The organism is Acinetobacter sp. SwsAc4, from assembly GCF_013391535.1.
In the GTDB taxonomy this organism is placed as follows: domain Bacteria; phylum Pseudomonadota; class Gammaproteobacteria; order Pseudomonadales; family Moraxellaceae; genus Acinetobacter.
This window is the reverse complement of the sequence record NZ_JACAXC010000002.1, coordinates 208793-227673: the sequence shown is the minus strand read 5'-3', so window position 1 is coordinate 227673 and position 18881 is coordinate 208793. Positions and strand designations below refer to the sequence as shown.

At 40.1% G+C, this 18881-nt stretch carries 13 protein-coding genes; 1 reads left to right on the top strand and 12 read right to left on the bottom strand.

Going from position 1 to position 18881, the window contains the following annotated elements; all coding sequences use genetic code 11:
* Nucleotides 1–52: 52 nt before the first annotated feature.
* The 9 genes from gltB to HYG88_RS02385 all read right to left on the bottom strand — a co-directional run bounded on the left by gltB (nt 53) and on the right by HYG88_RS02385 (nt 12713).
* Nucleotides 53–4531, bottom strand: coding sequence for a glutamate synthase large subunit (gene gltB, locus HYG88_RS02425; protein WP_178882508.1), 4479 nt, complete (start codon nt 4529–4531; stop codon nt 53–55).
* A gap of 463 nt (nt 4532–4994) precedes the next feature.
* Nucleotides 4995–5861 (bottom strand): hypothetical protein, encoded by an 867-nt coding sequence (locus HYG88_RS02420; RefSeq protein WP_178882507.1) that lies wholly within the window; start codon nt 5859–5861, stop codon nt 4995–4997.
* A gap of 19 nt (nt 5862–5880) precedes the next feature.
* Entirely contained in the window at nt 5881–6963 is a 1083-nt protein-coding gene (gene aroB, locus HYG88_RS02415; RefSeq protein ID WP_178882506.1) for a 3-dehydroquinate synthase, read from the bottom strand.
* A gap of 24 nt (nt 6964–6987) precedes the next feature.
* Nucleotides 6988–7554 carry a shikimate kinase AroK gene (gene aroK, locus HYG88_RS02410; RefSeq protein ID WP_087535970.1) on the bottom strand — a complete coding sequence of 189 codons (567 nt, stop codon included), beginning with the start codon at nt 7552–7554 and terminating at the stop codon, nt 6988–6990.
* 10 nt (nt 7555–7564) lie between these two features.
* Nucleotides 7565–9742: a type IV pilus secretin PilQ family protein gene (pilQ, locus tag HYG88_RS02405; protein WP_178882505.1), complete on the bottom strand. Its 2178-nt coding sequence runs from the start codon at nt 9740–9742 to the stop codon at nt 7565–7567.
* A gap of 16 nt (nt 9743–9758) precedes the next feature.
* Nucleotides 9759–10286 carry a pilus assembly protein PilP gene (locus tag HYG88_RS02400; protein ID WP_087543719.1) on the bottom strand — a complete coding sequence of 176 codons (528 nt, stop codon included), beginning with the start codon at nt 10284–10286 and terminating at the stop codon, nt 9759–9761.
* A complete protein-coding gene (locus HYG88_RS02395) occupies nt 10286–11017 on the bottom strand; it encodes a type 4a pilus biogenesis protein PilO (RefSeq protein WP_178882504.1) in 732 nt (243 codons plus the stop codon). Before HYG88_RS02395 ends, HYG88_RS02400 begins: the two co-directional genes overlap by 1 nt.
* Nucleotides 11014–11655 (bottom strand): PilN domain-containing protein, encoded by a 642-nt coding sequence (locus tag HYG88_RS02390; RefSeq protein ID WP_178882503.1) that lies wholly within the window; start codon nt 11653–11655, stop codon nt 11014–11016. The genes HYG88_RS02395 and HYG88_RS02390 overlap by 4 nt, the downstream gene beginning before the upstream one ends.
* Nucleotides 11655–12713, bottom strand: a complete 1059-nt coding sequence (locus tag HYG88_RS02385; protein ID WP_087547382.1) for a pilus assembly protein PilM — start codon at nt 12711–12713, stop codon at nt 11655–11657. Before HYG88_RS02385 ends, HYG88_RS02390 begins: the two co-directional genes overlap by 1 nt.
* A 162-nt stretch (nt 12714–12875) precedes the next feature.
* Between HYG88_RS02385 and ponA the strand changes: the two genes are divergently transcribed.
* Nucleotides 12876–15446, top strand: a complete 2571-nt coding sequence (ponA, locus tag HYG88_RS02380) for a penicillin-binding protein PBP1a (protein ID WP_178882502.1) — start codon at nt 12876–12878, stop codon at nt 15444–15446.
* Between the two features lie 19 nt (nt 15447–15465).
* Here ponA and HYG88_RS02375 read toward each other — a convergent pair whose 3' ends face one another.
* From HYG88_RS02375 to murF, 3 genes are read right to left on the bottom strand one after another with little or no spacing between them, the layout of a single operon-like run.
* Entirely contained in the window at nt 15466–16284 is an 819-nt protein-coding gene (locus tag HYG88_RS02375; RefSeq protein ID WP_178882501.1) for a putative RNA methyltransferase, read from the bottom strand.
* 58 nt (nt 16285–16342) lie between these two features.
* A complete protein-coding gene (gene mraY / locus HYG88_RS02370; protein ID WP_004660135.1) occupies nt 16343–17461 on the bottom strand; it encodes a phospho-N-acetylmuramoyl-pentapeptide-transferase in 1119 nt (372 codons plus the stop codon).
* Nucleotides 17462–18871 carry a UDP-N-acetylmuramoyl-tripeptide--D-alanyl-D-alanine ligase gene (gene murF, locus HYG88_RS02365; protein ID WP_178882500.1) on the bottom strand — a complete coding sequence of 470 codons (1410 nt, stop codon included), beginning with the start codon at nt 18869–18871 and terminating at the stop codon, nt 17462–17464.
* Nucleotides 18872–18881 lie beyond the last annotated feature (10 nt).

Sequence of the window (18881 nt, the reverse complement as noted above, 5' to 3'; positions counted from 1 at the left end):
TGCAGTGGTGTCCTTCACCTCTGCACCTGCCTATGTCTTTGCAGTCGTGGAATTATTGTGGATCGGCTTGGGTTGTTTTCAAAAGCGATTGCAAATTAGCAGCTTTTGGTTTTACAAGCCAGAACTTACGACTATAGAAGTCGAACTCATTACGGATTTTGTATGCCCAAGCACTTCCTGTCTCTTGAATATGTTCATCGAGAATACGGAGGAGGTTTTCTTTATGATCTTCCATCGCCTCAGTCGAGATACGATTTAGGTCAATCAACTCATGGTTATAGTAGTCAACAAAGTCGTTATCAAGGTCAAGTACATAAGCGAAACCGCCTGTCATACCCGCACCAAAGTTATGACCAACTTTACCTAAGACAGTTACCACACCACCTGTCATATATTCACAGCAGTGATCGCCAGCACCTTCTATTACCGCAAAAGCACCTGAGTTACGAACAGCGAAACGCTCACCCGCAGTACCCGCAGCAAATAACTTACCGCCAGTCGCACCATACAAACAAGTGTTACCAATGATTGCAGTATTTTGTGTTTGGAACGGTGAACCTTTTGGTGGGAAGATCGAAACTCGACCACCCGCCATGCCTTTACCAACGTAATCGTTCGCATCACCTTCAAGTTTGATATGCAGACCACCTGCGTTCCAAACACCAAGTGACTGACCAGCTGTACCAACAAGATTCATCACAACTGGGCTGTTTTCCATCCCTAAGTTGCCGTAGCGACGTGCGATCTCACCTGAAATACGTGCGCCAATTGAACGATCACAGTTACCAACAGTGAAATTAAATGAACCGCCTGTACCTGCTTCAATCGCTGGTAGCATTTCAGCAACCATTTTCTCAGCCAATACACCTTTATCAAATGGCGCATTACCTTGAACTTGGCAATACTGAGCTTTACCTTCAGCAGATGGATGTGAAGTCAATAAAGCGCTGAGATCAAGATGAGCATGCTTTTCAGTTTCACCTGGTAAAACTTCAAGCAAATCAACACGACCAATCAAATCTTTAAGTGATGCAACACCTAGAGCAGCTAACCATTCACGCGTTTCTTCTGCAATAAATTTGAAGAAGTTAATCAACATTTCTGGTTCGCCAATATAATGCTCTTGACGTAAATGGTCTTGCTGTGTTGCGACACCAGTTGCACAGTTATTCAAGTGACAGATACGTAGGTATTTACAACCTAATGCGATCATTGGCGTAGAACCAAAACCAAAGCTTTCAGCACCTAAAATAGCTGCCTTGATCACGTCTAAACCAGTTTTTAAACCACCATCCGTTTGAACACGAACCTTACCACGCAAGTCATTGACACGAAGTGCTTGATGCGCTTCACTTAAACCAAGTTCCCAAGGCGAGCCCGCATGGTGAATCGATGAAAGTGGAGATGCTGCTGTACCACCGTCATAACCTGAAATGGTAATAAAGTCAGCGTATGCTTTTGCCACACCAGCCGCAATCGTTCCAACACCTGGCTCTGATACTAGTTTTACCGATACCATCGCATGAGGATTGACTTGCTTCAAGTCAAAGATCAATTGTGACAAATCTTCAATTGAGTAAATGTCATGATGCGGAGGCGGAGAAATCAAAGTCACACCCGGTACTGAGTAACGTAAACGTGCAATTAAGCCATTCACTTTACCACCTGGTAACTGACCACCTTCACCTGGTTTCGCGCCCTGTGCCACTTTAATCTGCAACACTTCAGCAGAGGTTAAGTACGCAGGAGTTACACCAAAACGACCTGATGCAATCTGTTTGATTTTCGAGTTACGAATCGTACCGTAACGTGCAGGATCTTCACCGCCCTCACCAGAGTTCGAACGACCACCAATCGTATTCATCGCAATTGCAATTGCTTCATGTGCTTCTGGAGATAATGCACCCAAAGACATTCCCGCAGAATCAAAACGAGGTAGAATCTCTTCAATCGTTTCAACTTGATCAATCGCAATCGAATCGGTTGTTTTTAACTTGAATAAGTCACGAATCGTAGCAACTGGACGGTTATTTACTAGCTCAGCGTATTCTTTAAAGTCTTGATATTGACCTGAACGAACCGCTTTATGCAATGAGTTAATCACATCAGGGTTGAACGCATGGTACTCTTTACCGAATACGAATTTGAGTAAACCACCCTGATCAATTGGCTTGCGATTTGACCAAGCTGTGCTTGCCAATTTTTTCTGGTCATTTTCTAAATCAGCGAAAGTCGCACCTTGGATACGACTTGGTACACCAAGGAAACATTTATCCACGACTTCAGATGACAAACCTACTGCTTCAAACAGTTGGCCGCCACGATAAGAAGCAACTGTCGAGATCCCCATTTTAGAAAGAACTTTTAATAGACCTTTCTCAATCCCTTTACGGAAGTTTGCTTGCGCATAAATTGGGTCACCCAATAATTCGCCTTTCGCAACCAAATCATTAATCACGTCATAAGCTAAATACGGGTAAATTGCTGTCGCACCAAAACCTAGCAGTACTGCAAATTGATGTGGATCACGTGCGAAACCTGTCTCAACCAAAATATTTGCATCAGTACGTAAACCAACTTGAATTAAGTAATGATGTACTGCACCAGTTACCAATGCTGAGTTTGCTGGCAAGAAACCTTCACGAATATTTTTATCGGTCAAAACGATTAAAGTTTTACCATCACGAACAGCTTGTGCAGCTTCTTCACAAATACGTGCAACTGCGGCTTGTAAACCTTCGGTTTCTGCATAATTCAGATTGATATCAGCAACAGCATAACCCGCACGTTCTTTTTCAACATCACGAAGCTGCTGCATTTTTGAATGTGACAATACAGGGCTTGAAATAATGATGCGGTCAGCGTGTTCAGGACCCTGTTCAAACACATTTTGCTCACGACCCAAACATGTTTCCAATGACATTACGATCGATTCACGTAATGGATCGATTGGTGGGTTAGTCACTTGCGCAAACTGTTGACGGAAATAGTCTGATACATGGCGAACTTGACGAGACAAGACTGCCATTGGGGTATCATCACCCATTGAACCAACAGCTTCCTGACCACTTTCTGCGATTGGACGCAAAATCTGATCACGCTCTTCAAATGTCACCATAAACATTTTTTGAGCCGCTTTTAATGCATCACCAGTTAAACCCTGATCACTCAATTGTTCTTCAAGCTGAGGATCTGCTTTCAAACGAATCGCATGGTCACGCAACCATTCACGATACGGACGCATGTTTTTAAGGTGATTGCTGACATCTTTCGTATCAAGCACTTTGCCTGTCAAAGTATCTACAACTAAAATTTGACCAGGACCAACACGACCTTTAGACACAACATCTTCTGGTTCATAACCCCATACACCAATCTCTGATGCAAGCGTGATGTAATCATTTTTGGTGATCACCCAACGTGCAGGGCGTAAACCATTACGATCCAACATACAAATCGCGTGACGACCATCTTGGATCACAAGACCTGCTGGACCATCCCAAGCTTCCATATGCTTAGAGTTAAATTCATAGAATGCACGTAGATCAGCATCTAAAGTTTCAACATTCTGCCATGCTGGTGGAACCAACATACGAAGTGCACGGAATAAGTCCATTCCGCCACCAACAAGAATTTCAAGCATATTGTCTAGGCTTGATGAATCCGAACCAGTACGGTTTACAATCGGATTTAACTCAGTTAAACCTGGCAGTAATGGATTTTCAAACTTTGGCGTACGAGCCAGTGCCCAGTTACGGTTTGCTGTAATGGTGTTAATTTCACCATTATGCGCAAGATAACGGAATGGCTGAGCCAATGGCCAACGTGGCAAAGTATTGGTTGAGAAACGCTGATGGAATACCACAATATGCGATTTTAGACGTTCATCAGCTAAGTCGGTATAGAAGTCAGCAATTGCTGCTGGCATCATTAAGCCTTTATATGTGATAACAGTTGTTGCAAGTGTGGTCACATAGAATAATGGGTCGTTTTGTAATTGTTGTTCTGCACGGCGACGAGCTAAAAATAACTTGCGGTTAAATTCAACTTCAGTCAAACCCATTGGGCAGTTCACTAAAATTTGTTCAAATGCTGGGAGTGATTGTAATGCAATTTCACCTAAAGCATCATTATTTGTTGGTACAACACGCCATGCCGCAACCGTTAAACCTTCTGCTGCAATTTCTTTATTTAAAATGTTCTTTGCATTTTGAGCTAAAGCAGGGTCAATATTCAAAAATACTGTGCCTGCAGCAAAAATCTCAGTTAGATTACTGCCTAGCTTCTGAGCTTCTTCACGGAAAAATTGTTTTGGCATTGCCAATAACAATCCGCAACCATCTCCCGTTTTACCATCCGCGGCAATACCACCACGGTGCGTCATGCAACTTAAACTGTGAATCGCAGTTTCGACCAGATGATGGCTTGATTCACCCTTCATATGGGCAATCAGACCAAAACCACAGTTATCCTTAAACTCATCAGGCTGATATAAGCCTTGAGCGGGAGCTACAGTATTAGGCGATGGCATGTGCATAGCGTACCCTTCTTTCAACATGGCTCTTTCGAGCAACAAACAATCAATTCATTTTCTGCGATATTGCCGATCAACTCATATAAAGTTCAATGCTTCGCAAAAACATTTTTCCTGGCGGATTTGCAATATACGCCTTTCTTTAAGAAGAAACAGCGTACTCAAGCATATAAAGTGTTTTCAGTTATTACACCTTCACCAATGTTTGTAAAGCACAAAAACTTTCCATTTCACTAAATTAATTGGGTGTTTAGTGTGAAAAAGTGCAATGAGCAGATAAATTAGCACCACAAGGAAGCAAAAAACATACCAATTAATTGAAAATTTACTAAATCATTAAAAAAATTAAAATAACCTTAATTTATAATAGGCTAAAGCTATATCTTATCAGGTTTTTTTGCACCAAAATAAGTCATTTCGCCTTAAAAAAGCGCCAATAATGCTCAAAATTAGTGCAATACTAATTGAATGGATCTACCACATCGCGTTTAGAAGAATCTGAATTTTCTTTCAATTTTTCAGGGTTTTGTGTTGAAGATTGGCTTTGTTTGACGTTTACCACGTTACCTTGAGCATCACGCTGTGTGACTGTTGTCTGAGTTGCTATTGCAGGATCAACTGCTGGCTTTTCTGAACTAACACCCAAACTGCCTTGTGAAACCACCGCCCCTGCAGCCAACAAACTCTCGTCCACTTTAGGTAGCGCTGCGGGTTTTAACTGAATATCATAAAGCTGATTTGTCGCTGTTTTTAATTCATCAAACCCTAAATCATTCACAAACTCTGCATATTTTGATAATTGCTGGGCTTTAGGTTGCACGGATTGCGGAAGTACCAAATTCAATTGAGCAAACTGACGATTTGCTTCCTCCATATTCGGTGACATACCATAAGCAAGAACATATTGTTCTGCCTGATCCTCCCCAGTTAAGCGGAAATAAATAAACTTTTTCCGATCTAATCGAGTCAACAAAAAATTTTTAACAATTGCTTCATCTGAACTACGAAAAATTTCCATCGTCCATTTTTGCTGATTTTCTTTAATAAATTTAGTGCCACGAAATTCTGGTGCATGCTCATTAGAAACAACAACTCTGGTTGTTAAATCTAGCGGCTTCACCTCATTAGAAAAGGCACCTAGATGAGCAGTTGCAGTCACTTTTTCAGGTTGAATTTGAACTTCAGTTTTAGCTGGTTGATCTACCTCAACCAAAGCATCTCCATCAGTAATTCCCCAAAAGACCAATGCAGCAATCAAGCATACAATTGCAAGCGTGAGCCAGCTGTATTGTTGAATATTTTGCCAGATTGATCTAGAAATAAGCATATTTTTCTCAATATATTGATTATGAAGATTGGTTCGCAAGAATCGTTTGCTTCATTAAATCCACATCAAAATCTTTGGTAATGATGGCCTGGCCTAACTTTTTAAGTAAAACCAAACGTAATTGGCCATTGAGTACTTTTTTATCATGCGACATATAAGCCAAAAATTCGTCGAGTGGAATCTGTGGACATGATATCGGTAAATGGGCACGTAGAATAATTCTTTTTGTACGCTCAACATCTTCAGCAGATATCCAACCTAGACGGTGTGACAAATCTGCCGCCATGACCATACCTGTTGCAACCGCTTCACCATGTAACCATACCCCATAACCTAGATAGGATTCGATTGCATGCCCAAAGGTATGCCCTAAATTTAGAAGTGCACGCTCACCCTGCTCTTTTTCATCATTAGCCACAATTCTAGCTTTATGTGCGCATGAGCGATAAACTGCTTCTGCGAGTAAATTCGCATCACGTGCAACAAGCGCATCCATGTTCTGTTCTAACCATACTAGAAAATCCACATCGCCTAGTAATGCATATTTAATCACTTCAGCCAAACCAGCAGAAAGTTCACGGTCTGGTAAAGTATCAAGCTGTGCCATATCCGCTAATACAACTTGAGGTTGCTGAAACGCACCCAACATGTTTTTACCTAAAGGATGATTGATTCCTGTCTTCCCACCCACACTTGAATCAACTTGAGATAATAATGTAGTTGGTACTTGAATAAAATTCACTCCGCGCTGGAAACAAGCTGATGCAAAACCAGCCATATCACCAATGACTCCACCACCTAATGCAAGCACTGTGCAATCACGATTAAAACCTGACTCCAAAAGCGCATCAAAAATTAAATTCAAATGTTCAATGTCTTTAAATTGCTCACCGTCAGGTAAAATACATTGTGCAATCTGTTTATCTAACTGGCGCAATCCATCAACATAATGTTGCAAATATAATGGTGCGACGGTTGTATTGGAAACCAACATCACTTGTCGACCATGAATATATGGCGCTAGCAAATCTCTGGGATTTAAATTACTTCCAATAAAAATAGGATAGCGACGATCACCCAATTCAACATGTAGTGTTTGCATAAAATTAGACCAACAAGAAAATTACTAAATTTGTTTAGATAAAATAAGCTGTAGAATTTTTTGCGCTAAATCTCGCGCCGCACCCTGATTTGTTTCAACAATAAAATGCGCAACCTCACGATAAAGTGGATCTCGCACAGTTAACAAATCTCTTAATTTCTTTTCTGGGTTTTCTACTTGCAACAATGGACGATTCTTATCGCGATGAGTTCGCTGTAGCTGAAGCTCTACAGGAGTATATAGATAAACAACGATACCTCGCTGTTTTAAAAATTTTCGATTTTCCGATTGTGTTACCGCACCACCACCAGTCGCCAAAACAAGGGCAGAACGTGCAGTTAGGTCATTTAACACATTAGTTTCACGTGCTCGAAAACCAGATTCACCCTCTTTTTCAAAAATCCAAGGGATTGTAGCACCTGTTTTACGCTCAATTTCATGATCACTATCAATGAATTCACGCCCCAACAATTCTGCTAAATGTCGACCAACTGTTGTTTTCCCTGCCCCCATTGGCCCTACCAAATAAATATTTGGTAGGGTTTCAAACGCTTTGCCCTGCAACGCGCCACCTATATTAATTGCGATTATTCAAAATATATTAATGATTTCTCGTCAAAGTGTCATTAACAATTCTCGGTGTCACAAAAATAAGTAGTTCACGTTTCTTATCTGTTTTTGAATCACGACGGAATAATTTCCCAACATAGGGTAAATCTCCCAAGAAAGGCACTTTGGTCTGATTAGTAAGGTTTTCCTGTTCAAAAATTCCGCCTAATACTACAGTTTCACCATTATCAACCAATACATTGGTATCAATTGAATTTTTATTAATTGTTAATTGACCTGTAGGTGTTGGTGAGCTTGGTGCATCTTTAGTGATACTTAATTTCATCATCACTTTACCATCTGGCGTAATACTAGGCGTTACATCCAAACTTAATGTCGCATCGATAAACTCAGTTTTAGGCACTGCATTTGCACCACTACCACTTGAAGAAGCATATGGAATTTTTGTACCTGATTCTATTTTTGCTGATTGCTTATCCGCAGTCATTACTTTTGGTGTTGAAATTACTTCACCATAACCATCAGCCTGTACCGCAGAAAGCTCCAGATCCAACATAAAGTCAGACAAACTAATTAAGCCAAAAGCAATTCGGCTAGCACCTGGCGTTACCGCTCCCAAATCCACATTCAAATTATCTGGACGTTCAATTTCATATTTCCATCCCCCTGTATCACTATCTTTAGTAGGCTTTCTTAAGTTCCATAAAGTAGTATCACTACCACCTACTAACAAATCATTATTACTAGTAATACCTTGCGATAGAATCCCCCATTTAACACCCATTTCTTTCGTAAAATCGGTACTTGCACTTACAATACGCGCCTCTATCATAACTTGTTTTACTGACACATCTAACAAATCAATCAATTTTCGAATTTTGTCAATATTAAGTGCAGTATCATTAATGATTAAAGTATTTGTACGAGTATCTGCCACAGCACTGCCACGAGAACTTAATAGACTTTCTAAAGCTAATGAGTCAGAGTTAGCTGTTCTATTTGATGTTCCACCTTTACCATCACGAGATTCTTCAATTAATTTGAGTACATCTGCAGCTTTTGCATAACTCAATTTAATATATTCTGTTTGTATTGGAGAAAGCTTAATACTTTGTGCAATAGCTTTTGCCTCCTCTTCTTCAGATTTTATTAATTCTGAGACTGGGGCAATCCACATTACATTGCCATTACGACGTTTATCTAAATTCTTGGTCTTAAGAACAATATCTAAAGCTTGATCCCAAGGCACATCTTTCAACCGCAGCGTAATATTACCTTGTACGGTATCAGCTGCCACCATATTTATACTGGTAAAATCAGCCAACAGCTGCAGAACTCGACGCACCTCAATATCTTGAAAATCTAATGAAATTTTATTCCCAGTATAGACTTGGGCTTTAGCTTTCGGAGAAGATTTATCTTCTGGGCGCTTAAGACTAATCGTTAATTTATTTTCCGCTTGGTAAGCCATGTATTCATAACTACCAGCAGACTGAATGGTGATCACACCATTTCCTTTATCATTATAAGCATCTACACTTGCGACAGGTGTAGCAAAATCGTTGGTATTTAAACGACGAGCTAAATGCGTTGGAATTTTGTTCCCCATTGTTCGCACCACAATCTTACTACCTTGCTGCTGTACATCGACAGGTGTGTTATTTCCCAACAGGTCAATAACAACCAACCCCTCGCCATCCTTACCGCGCTGGAAACCAATATTTGATACACCTTGCTGTGGTTGTCTGACAACCGTAGCATTACGAACAGCGTTTACTGGTTGAACTGCATTTATTTTAAGAATAAACGTGTTCCCTTCAACACGTGTCGTAAATGCTCCTGCTTCCTTTAAATTAATAACTAGACGTGAACGCTGATCATCAGCTGCAACATCAATTGTTGATGCTTCATTAGTTGATACTGGTATTGATGCCTGTTTCAAATTTTGTTGCGTTTTATCAAAATCTAAAATCAATCGAGAAGGTTTTTCCAATTGATATGCCTGCGGTTGTGGAGGCAATCCATTAAACATCACACGAATTTCTGTACCTTGATCAGCCAAACTCATTGGAACAATATTCGTCATACTCACTTGTGCAGATGCAGCTTGCATAATTGCAATAGCCACTACACCCATTGAAAATTGACGGAATGCATGATTCATGGTCTTGACTTCCCCAAATAAAGAACTTTTTAACTGCTTTTTCATTGTTATTCCCTTAATCTCACGATACCGGACCAATTAAAACGAGCGTACGCGGTCTCTCAACATAACCTTCTCGCCCATCTGGCACAATTTCTATTAAATCAATTTGTGTAGGGCTAATTTTAACTACACGTCCTTGATTCATCCCCAAATAGCTACCAATCTGTATACGCTCAATTTGTTTATCTGGCGTTTGGATTAAAGCAATTGTTTCATTCATTTTACCTCGCATACTTCCTTTCATGTTTAATGCTTCTAAAGCATAACTTTCTAAAGGTTGAGGTTGACGATTCAAATTAGGATAAACCCGCTTCCCGGCCATAATTTTTAATTCCGCAGCTAGCGAACTCGGCATAAATGGACTCTTCAACTGATGAGCCGAATAATTAAATAATGGTACAGGGGTGAATACTGGAGCTGGCTCAATTGGTAATGGCTGTTGATTTCGTATGTCTGCCATTTGTTGATTTACAGCATCGATACGAGAGTCACAAGCTGTTAAACTAATAACTATTAATAAGGAAAATAATATTTTGTAGTTATTCATTAGCGCTGACCTCCTTGAGCAGGTGCAGGTGCACTTGTAGCGGATTGAACATCAACTTGCTCATCAGAACTAATATATCGATATGTTTTAGCGTTGATTGAATAATTAATTACAGGAATATCAGATTTCCTCTGAGAATCTTCCTTCGCCTCAACAACAAAATCATGCAATGTCACAATCCTAGGTAACGCAGCAATCCCTGTTACAAAAGCACCAAACGCATGATAATCACCAGTTGCTTCAATACTAATTGGCTGTTCAATAAAAAACTCTTGCTTTACTTCATTTTCTAAGCGAATATTTTTAAACTTTAATCCAGAGTTCACACCAGTTAAATTAATATCTTCAACTAAACTTGGAATTTCAGTTTCTTTCGGCAATTGCTCTAATTGTTGATTAAAATTTGCTTCCATTTCTTGTAGCTGAGCTTGGTATTGCTGCAAATTACGTAACTTAGAATCCTTTTCCCTAAACTCATTTAACAAACTTTGCTCTTGTGCTTGAGCATTTGCAATATCATCAAGTTGACCTCTAATTACGACAAAATATCCTAGAGCAATAACTGCTAGAAAAACAAAAATCCAACAGGTAATTTTTACAGAAAGTGGCCACCCTCCATAATTATTCATATCCAATGTATTAAATTGTTGAAAAAATTGCTCTAATGTCATTTTTTTCTTTTTCGAAGCAACAATCTCTTGATCAAATTCGTTTAAATCTTCTTGGCTCATTTCACCACCCCTGATCCTGATGCAACTGCTTCTAAAGTTGGGTCAGCCTCAGCTGTTGTGCCTATTTCTCCCAAATCAACAGTTACCACAAAACTTCCATAGTTTTCTTCAACTCGAGGAACTAAAGAGCTTACTGTTTTATCTTTTTTATCATCTGCCGCTAAAAAAGAATTCATAAAAGCATTACGATACCAAGGTGAACCTTCTAGATTTCTCAAAAGCTCAGCAACGGTATTTGGACTTTCTGCTTTACCCTCAATGGTAAATTTATCACCTGTACGGGTAAATTTTGTCAAATACATTGTAGGTGGTGTTACTCGCACTAGCTCATCAACTAAACGCACTGTAATAGGACGCTGCCCCTGTAAGCCTTGAATCAACTTCATACGCTCAATAATTGCATTACGTCGTTCTTGCAAACCATCTAATGACTTAAGTTGAGTATCTAAATTCTGATTAGTACTTACAATTAACTGATTTGCCTGTTCCTGATCATTCAACTTATGGTCAAAGTACATCCAGCCAGAAAAAACTGATACTACGCCTAATGCTGCTACCCCAGCACAAAATGCAACGAACTGTTTCTTTTTTTGTTCTCTTAGCTCATCACGCCAAGGGAGTAAGTTAATCTTTGCCATTAATCAAAACTCCTCAATGCTAAACCACATGCAACCATCAATGAGGAAGCATCATTTTCAATTTTTTTAATATCAATTTGCGGAGAAAAGCCCATTTGTAAGAATGGATTGGCAATGGTGACGCGATAACCTAGTTTTTGTTGTAACAACTTGGCTAAACCAGGAATATTGGCATTACCACCTGCCAATAAAATATGATCAATCTCATTGAATTGTGATGATGAAAAGAAAAATTGAAGTGAACGAGCCGCTTGTTGAACTACAGCATCTAAAAAGGGTTCGAGCACTTCAGTATCATAGTCGTCAGGCAGTGTTCTTTCTTTTTTCGCACGCCCAGCCTCTTCAAAAGACAAACCATAACGGCTCTGAACATCTTGGGTTAGCTGTCGACCACCAAATACCTGTTCACGTGTATAGATAATTTTACCTTTCTGCATGACAGATAAGGTGGTCATAGTATGACCAATATCTAAAATACCAACTGTGTTTGCACCTATTGGCAAAGTATCTGCGAATACACTGAAAGCACGTTCCATGGCATAACTTTCAACATCAGCAATTTTTGCAGATAAATTAGCCAGCTCAAGAACTTCTACACGTGTGTCAACATTTTCTGTACGCGTTGCCACTAACAATACATTTACACGATTTGGGTTTGCTAATTTGTCAGATAAGACTTCAAAATCTAGACTTACTTCATCTAGTGGGAACGGAATGTATTGCTCAGCATCCATACGAATTTGAACTTCTCGTTCATCGGCTGTCATATCTGCATCCATTTCAATGATTTTATTAATCACCATTGAAGTTGGCACAGCTATAGCTACATTCGTCGTATGCGGATTCGCAAGGTTAACGACTCGTTCAAGCGCGTCACCAACTGCTTCTGGATTGATGATGCTTTTTTCTACGACACTGTTTTCAGGCAGTGGCATCACAGCATAGCTTTCAACCCAATATCTACCGTTCTTTACAGAGAGCTCCAATAACTTAACAGTTGTCGAACTAATATCGACACCCACTAACCCCTTATTTGGTTTACGATATAACCTGAGCACAGTACATTCCTATTTATTTTTTTATCCCCAAAAATACAACTCACTAATTTGTTTTGGTCTTTAATTGATACGGATACAATATCTCATCTAACAATCCGTAAGGCTAAAGGATATACTGACCATAATTAGTTTGCCATTCGCTCTTATTAAAACTTACTTATTATGAAAAAGCTATCCAGTTCTGGTATTGTTCGTCCATTTTTTTTGATGCTTATTATTATATTAGTCTCACTTCCAATGGGATTTTATGGCATGTATCTCTATCTAGCACCCTCTTTGCCTGATATGAGTTCATTAAAAAAGGCACCTTTACTAAAACCATTGCAAGTTTACACGGCAGATAATAAGTTAATTGCAGAATATGGCGGAAAACTTTCCATTCCAGTGAAATACGAACAGATTCCACCAGCGTTTATTCATGCATTTCTAGCAGCAGAAGATTCGTCATTTTTTGAACATAATGGGATTAGTTTTAAGGGCTTGGGGCGAGCACTAACAGAATCTATTACAGGGTCAGATGTACAAACTGGTGGTTCAACCATTACCATGCAGGTGGCAAAAAACTATTATTTGAGTCCAGAACGAACACTTAAACGCAAACTAACTGAAGTTTTTCTCGCTCGCAAAATCGAGCAAAATCTCACCAAACAAGAAATTCTAAGCTCATACGTCAATAAGATCTTCTTAGGCAAAAATGCTTACGGAATTGCTGCAGCTGCACAAATCTATTACAACAAAAATATTAATCAACTTACCATTGCGCAAATGGCAATGATTGCAGGATTACCGAAAGCACCATCAAAATACAACCCTGTCGTCAATCCTGAACGCGCGCTTGAACGCCGGAATTGGATTTTAGGGCGTATGCTACAACTTGGCTATATTAATCAGAGTGAATATCAAAAAGCTGTTGCTGAGCCAATCAACCTGAATATGATTGATCGCTCTGTCAGTAATGTTTTCCCGTACGTTGGCGAAATGGTTCGTTCAGAATTGGTTGAAAACTTTGGCGAGCAAGCAATTGATTCAGGATATAAGGTATATACGACGATTGATAGTAACCGTCAACGTTACGCTGAAGAATCAATTCAAGACGGTTTAGAAGCATATGATCGCCGCCATGGTTGGCGTGGACCAGAAGCACATGACAAACCTCTTAACCAGTTTGTCCCATATGCAAATACCTATCCAGCACAAGTCATAAAAGTGAATAACAATTCTTTTGATGCTTTGATGCAAGATGGCTCAACAGTTACGGTAAATTGGGCAGGAATGTCATGGGTTCGCCCTTATCGGAATGCGAACAGTGTAGGCGGCGCTATGTCCAATGCTTCACAAATCGTTAAAGTGAAAGATATTATTCGATTACGCCCCAATGAAAACAAAACCGTTTGGTCTTTAGTACAGGTTCCTAAAGTTCAAGGTCAATTGATTGCATTGAATCCAAATGATGGCTCCATAGAAGCTGTTGTTGGCGGCTATAGTTTTTATCAATCTAAGTTTAACCGTGCGTTACAAGGGTGGAGACAACCAGGTTCAACTATTAAACCATTTGTTTATGCATTGGCACTTGAACGTGGTATGACACCTTATAGCATGGTGAACGATAGCCCCATCAGTATTGGTAAATGGTCTCCAAAAAACTCCGATGGACGTTACTTAGGCATGATTCCTTTACGTCGTGCATTATATTTGTCAAGGAATACGGTTTCTGTCCGTTTATTACAAACTGTGGGAATTGAACGCACACGCCAACTATTTATGGATTTTGGATTACAAGAAGATCAAATTCCTCGTAACTACACAATCGCATTAGGAACACCTCAAGTACTCCCTGTGCAAATGGCTACAGGCTATGCCACTTTTGCAAATGGCGGTTATCGCATTCAGCCCCATTTTATTAAACGAATAGAAGATGCATCAGGCAAAGTAATTTATGAAGCAAATCCAGAATATGCTTGTATCCCTTGTATTAGTGATCCAAATGCCTATGCAACAGCTGATGCTATTCAAGAGCAAGATGCTGTAAATGAAATCACCAATGAAACTTTAGATGATGTATCTGCCGGATCTAAAACTGTTACATCTAACTCTCAAACAGCCGCAACGACAAATGGTAATTATCGCCAAGCGCAACGCATTTTAAAATCTAGCTCAGCTTATGATATGGCTAATATTTTACGCGATGTGATTCAGCATGGTACGGGACGAGCAGCACTTAAAATCGGTCGTGACGATTTAGGTGGAAAAACAGGAACAACCAATGATGCCAAAGATGCATGGTTTGCAGGGTTTAATGGAAAATTAGTTGCAATCGCTTGGGTTGGTTTTGATCAACCTCGAACACTCGGTCGACGTGAATATGGCGGAGTTGCTGCTTTACCAATTTGGACGAATTTCATGGCGAATTCGCTTAAAGATACGCCATCAGCGTGGGTACATTTCGATAAAGACGCGAAAGATCCAATTTCATTCGACAAATTACAACTGGAGAAAAATGAAGGGCAAAAAGAATATCGTGCTTCCCCACCGTTGGCACGCCCACTTTATCGCCCTGCTCCAGTTGCACCAACTCGCTCCGCGCAAACTGACTTCTCAGATTTACCAGATACAGCACCATCTGATGAAGAGCAAATTATTGTTCCAACGAAAAAACAGCCACCAACGATGGAAACAGCATCACCCCAAAAAGAACATGATGGTATTGAAAATTTAATTAATAATATTCAATAAGTAAATTTAAAAGAAGCCATCAAATTGATGGCTTCTTTCTTTTTTGGAATACATAAATTTGAAAAGCGGCTGTCACTAAGAAATGCTGTTCTTGTTCTAAAATCATTCTTCGTTCAGGATTCGCTTTATAAGCATAAGGTGTCATAGCAATCAAATTTTTTAGCGCTTGTTGATCTAACTCGATTGCACTCTCGACAAGCTGTTGTTGCTGCAATTCAAATTGATCATCTAGCTGTTCTAAAAATTTTTCTGGTTCGTGTAAATTTACTTGCTCAAATAAAGCTTCACGCAACCTATAGAGATGTCGAGGTGCAGGTGTCACCACAATCAGATGACCATTCCCTTGAAGAACACGTGTGATCTCTTCTTGTGGAATTGGACTAAATAAACTAGTACATACGTCGATTGAATGATCCTGTACGGGCAATGTTGCACCCGTCCCAACAACCCAAGTGACTTTGGAGTTGAGTTTTGCAGCTCGTTGTACAGCTGTTTTAGCAATATCCACACCTATACAGTGTTGAGTATGCGCTTGCATCGCACTGGTGTAATAACCTTCACCACAACCAATATCTAAAATAGTTTTCGGCCTGAGCCGCTGCAACAGTTCAACAATCGCCTGCTGTAACGGCTGATAAGCACCTGTTTGCAAAAATTCACGACGAGCCAATACCGACTCTGCAGTATCCCCTGGTGTCTTACTATGCTTATGCTGTACCACATGCAGATTGACATAACCTTGTTTGGCGACATCATAATGATGGCCTTTTTCACAACGCCAAGAACGGTCAACCAAATTCAATGATTGGCGACAAACAGGACACATCAATAAATTCATCTATTTTCTCCAAACATAAAAAAAGCTGGTGATCACCAGCTTCTTTTTGAATCATGGTTTAACGCAACTTTAAGGTCATTAAGCCTAACACAACAAGGAAAATGGTAATAATCCAAAAACGAATAACAACCTGTGTTTCCTTCCAACCTTGTTTTTCATAATGATGGTGTAAAGGTGCCATCAAGAAAACGCGCTTATTCCGCATTCGCAATGAACCAATTTGTAAAAATACAGAAACGGCTTCCATTACGAATACACCACCCATAATCGCAAAAACGATTTCTTGGCGGACCATAACAGCAATTGTACCTAGCATCGCACCAAGTGCCAAAGCCCCGACATCACCCATGAATACTTGAGCAGGATGCGCATTATACCAAAGGAAAGCCAAACCTGCGCCAACCATGGCTGAACACACCACCACCAGTTCAGAGGTATATTTTACATAGGAAATATGCAAATAATTGGCAAACCGAATATCACCTGATAAATAGGCAAATACACCCAAACCTGCTGCAACCATGACAATTGGCATAATTGCCAATCCATCCAATCCATCCGTCAGATTGACTGCATTTGACGCCCCATTAATCACTAAATAAGTGAAAACAATAAATGCTAAACCAAACGGCACCGCTGAAAGTGGAATGGAGAGATTCTTAAAGAATGGAATCAGCAAATCTAGCATATTTGCAGTATTCATTGGATTATCTTGCTGTTTTGCAATTAGATATAAAGCAATACCAGCACCTAATGATGCCACAGAAGTCCAAAAGAATTTTTTACGTGCAGGTAAACCAGCATTATCTTTATAACGAACTTTAATCCAGTCATCTGCCCAACCAACAGCACCAAAGACCACCATAACACCCAATACAATCCAAACATAAGGGTTTGATAAATCAGCCCATAATAAGGTACTAATACCAATTGAGAGCAGAATTAAGATCCCACCCATCGTTGGTGTTCCCATCTTCTTCGCATGATTTTCAGGAGCAAATGAGCTTACTGCCTGACCATATTTTAAGGCTTGTAATTTACGGATCATCACAGGCCCCAAAGCCAAGCCAATGGTCAAAGCAGTTAATACACTCAACAAAGAGCGTAATGTTAAATAACGAACCACTTGGAAAGAGCTGTTATAGCCTGCCAATTGTTCAAATAACCATAACAACATTTAAATCTTCTCCATCAAGTCAGCCATCAACGTTTCCATATGGGTATAGCGAGAACCTTTAAATAGGAAACTCATGTGCTGGGGTTGATGTGTCTCTACTAAACTCATTAAAAATGACAAAGCTTGCCCCTGATTCAGAAAAGCTTGTAATTTTTTACCGTATTGTGTGCTTCTTGCACCTTCTTGAGTGGCAGGTGAGAATTCACCCACTGCAACTACAAAATGAATACCTTGCATCGAAACCAAATCTCGGCCCAACAAATAATGTTGTTGCGCTGCTGTACTTCCAAGCTCACCAATATCCCCGATTACCATCACTTTAATGCCCGTTTGTTGAGCAAGAACTTCTGCTGCTGCACGCATTGAAGTTGGATTGGCATTATAAGTATCATCAATGAATAAGTGATTTTGGTGTTGAATAAAATTCAGACGCCCTTTGGCACCCTGTGCTTGTTCTAAGCCTTGTACAACATCATCAAGCGCAATCCCAATTGCCAAGGCAAATGCTGTTGCAGCAGTTGCATTTTGCACATTATGAGCACCTGCAAACGGTAGATCTACTGTACGGATACCCTGTGGAGTATGTAAATTGAATTTTGCTGATTGAGGATGTAATTCAACCTCTGTCGCAAACACATCGCCACCATCACCAAAACTCAACATTAAATGAGCTTGAGCATTTTCACGAATAGTCGCTGTAAAATCATCATCAGCGGGAACAACCGATATTCCGTCAGGCAAAATATGCGAATAGATTTCTGATTTGGCGCGACAAATGCCCTCACGGCCACCAAATTCACCCAAATGCGCTGTACCAATATTCAAAATCCCCGCCACATGTGGCTGCACCAGATTCGAGGTGTAATCAATTTCACCTTGGTGACTGGCACCCAACTCCATCACCGCATATTGATGCTCCTGACGCAGTTCCAGCAACATCATCGGCACACCCAAATCATTATTCAGGTTGCCACGCGTGATCAAGGTTGGTGCTAAACGGGATAAAATACTACCCAACATTTCTTTCGTGGTGGTTTTACCACTACTGCCTGTTAAAGCAATCACTTTCAACTGTGGATTTTGCTGACGGCGATACGCTCCAAGATGCCCTAAAGCCAAACGTGTATCTTTAACGACGAGTTGTGCAATATCTGCATCAATTGGGCGCTCTACGATGGCAATCTCACAACCTTGCGTCGCCACTTGTGCTACAAAATTATGAGCATCAAAGCGCTCACCTTTTAAAGCAAGAAAAACATCTCCAGCTTCAGCATGACGAGAGTCAGTCAAAATACGTTTAATTTCGCTTTGTGGAATCTTATAATTATGCCATTCACCTTGAGTCGCTTGTTGTAATTGCTCTGCTGTCCAAGGTTCTAGTGGAACGGTGCTGGTTGTTGAAGTATGCATACGCTTTATT

Coding starts and splice junctions, on each gene's coding strand:
- gltB (WP_178882508.1), bottom strand. CDS start 4,531: ATGCCATCGCCTAATACTGTAGCTCCCGCTCAAGGCTTATATCAGCCT.
- HYG88_RS02420 (WP_178882507.1), bottom strand. CDS start 5,861: ATGCTTATTTCTAGATCAATCTGGCAAAATATTCAACAATACAGCTGG.
- aroB (WP_178882506.1), bottom strand. CDS start 6,963: ATGCAAACACTACATGTTGAATTGGGTGATCGTCGCTATCCTATTTTT.
- pilQ (WP_178882505.1), bottom strand. CDS start 9,742: ATGAAAAAGCAGTTAAAAAGTTCTTTATTTGGGGAAGTCAAGACCATG.
- HYG88_RS02400 (WP_087543719.1), bottom strand. CDS start 10,286: ATGAATAACTACAAAATATTATTTTCCTTATTAATAGTTATTAGTTTA.
- HYG88_RS02395 (WP_178882504.1), bottom strand. CDS start 11,017: ATGAGCCAAGAAGATTTAAACGAATTTGATCAAGAGATTGTTGCTTCG.
- HYG88_RS02390 (WP_178882503.1), bottom strand. CDS start 11,655: ATGGCAAAGATTAACTTACTCCCTTGGCGTGATGAGCTAAGAGAACAA.
- ponA (WP_178882502.1), top strand. CDS start 12,876: ATGAAAAAGCTATCCAGTTCTGGTATTGTTCGTCCATTTTTTTTGATG.
- HYG88_RS02375 (WP_178882501.1), bottom strand. CDS start 16,284: ATGAATTTATTGATGTGTCCTGTTTGTCGCCAATCATTGAATTTGGTT.
- mraY (WP_004660135.1), bottom strand. CDS start 17,461: ATGTTGTTATGGTTATTTGAACAATTGGCAGGCTATAACAGCTCTTTC.
- murF (WP_178882500.1), bottom strand. CDS start 18,871: ATGCATACTTCAACAACCAGCACCGTTCCACTAGAACCTTGGACAGCA.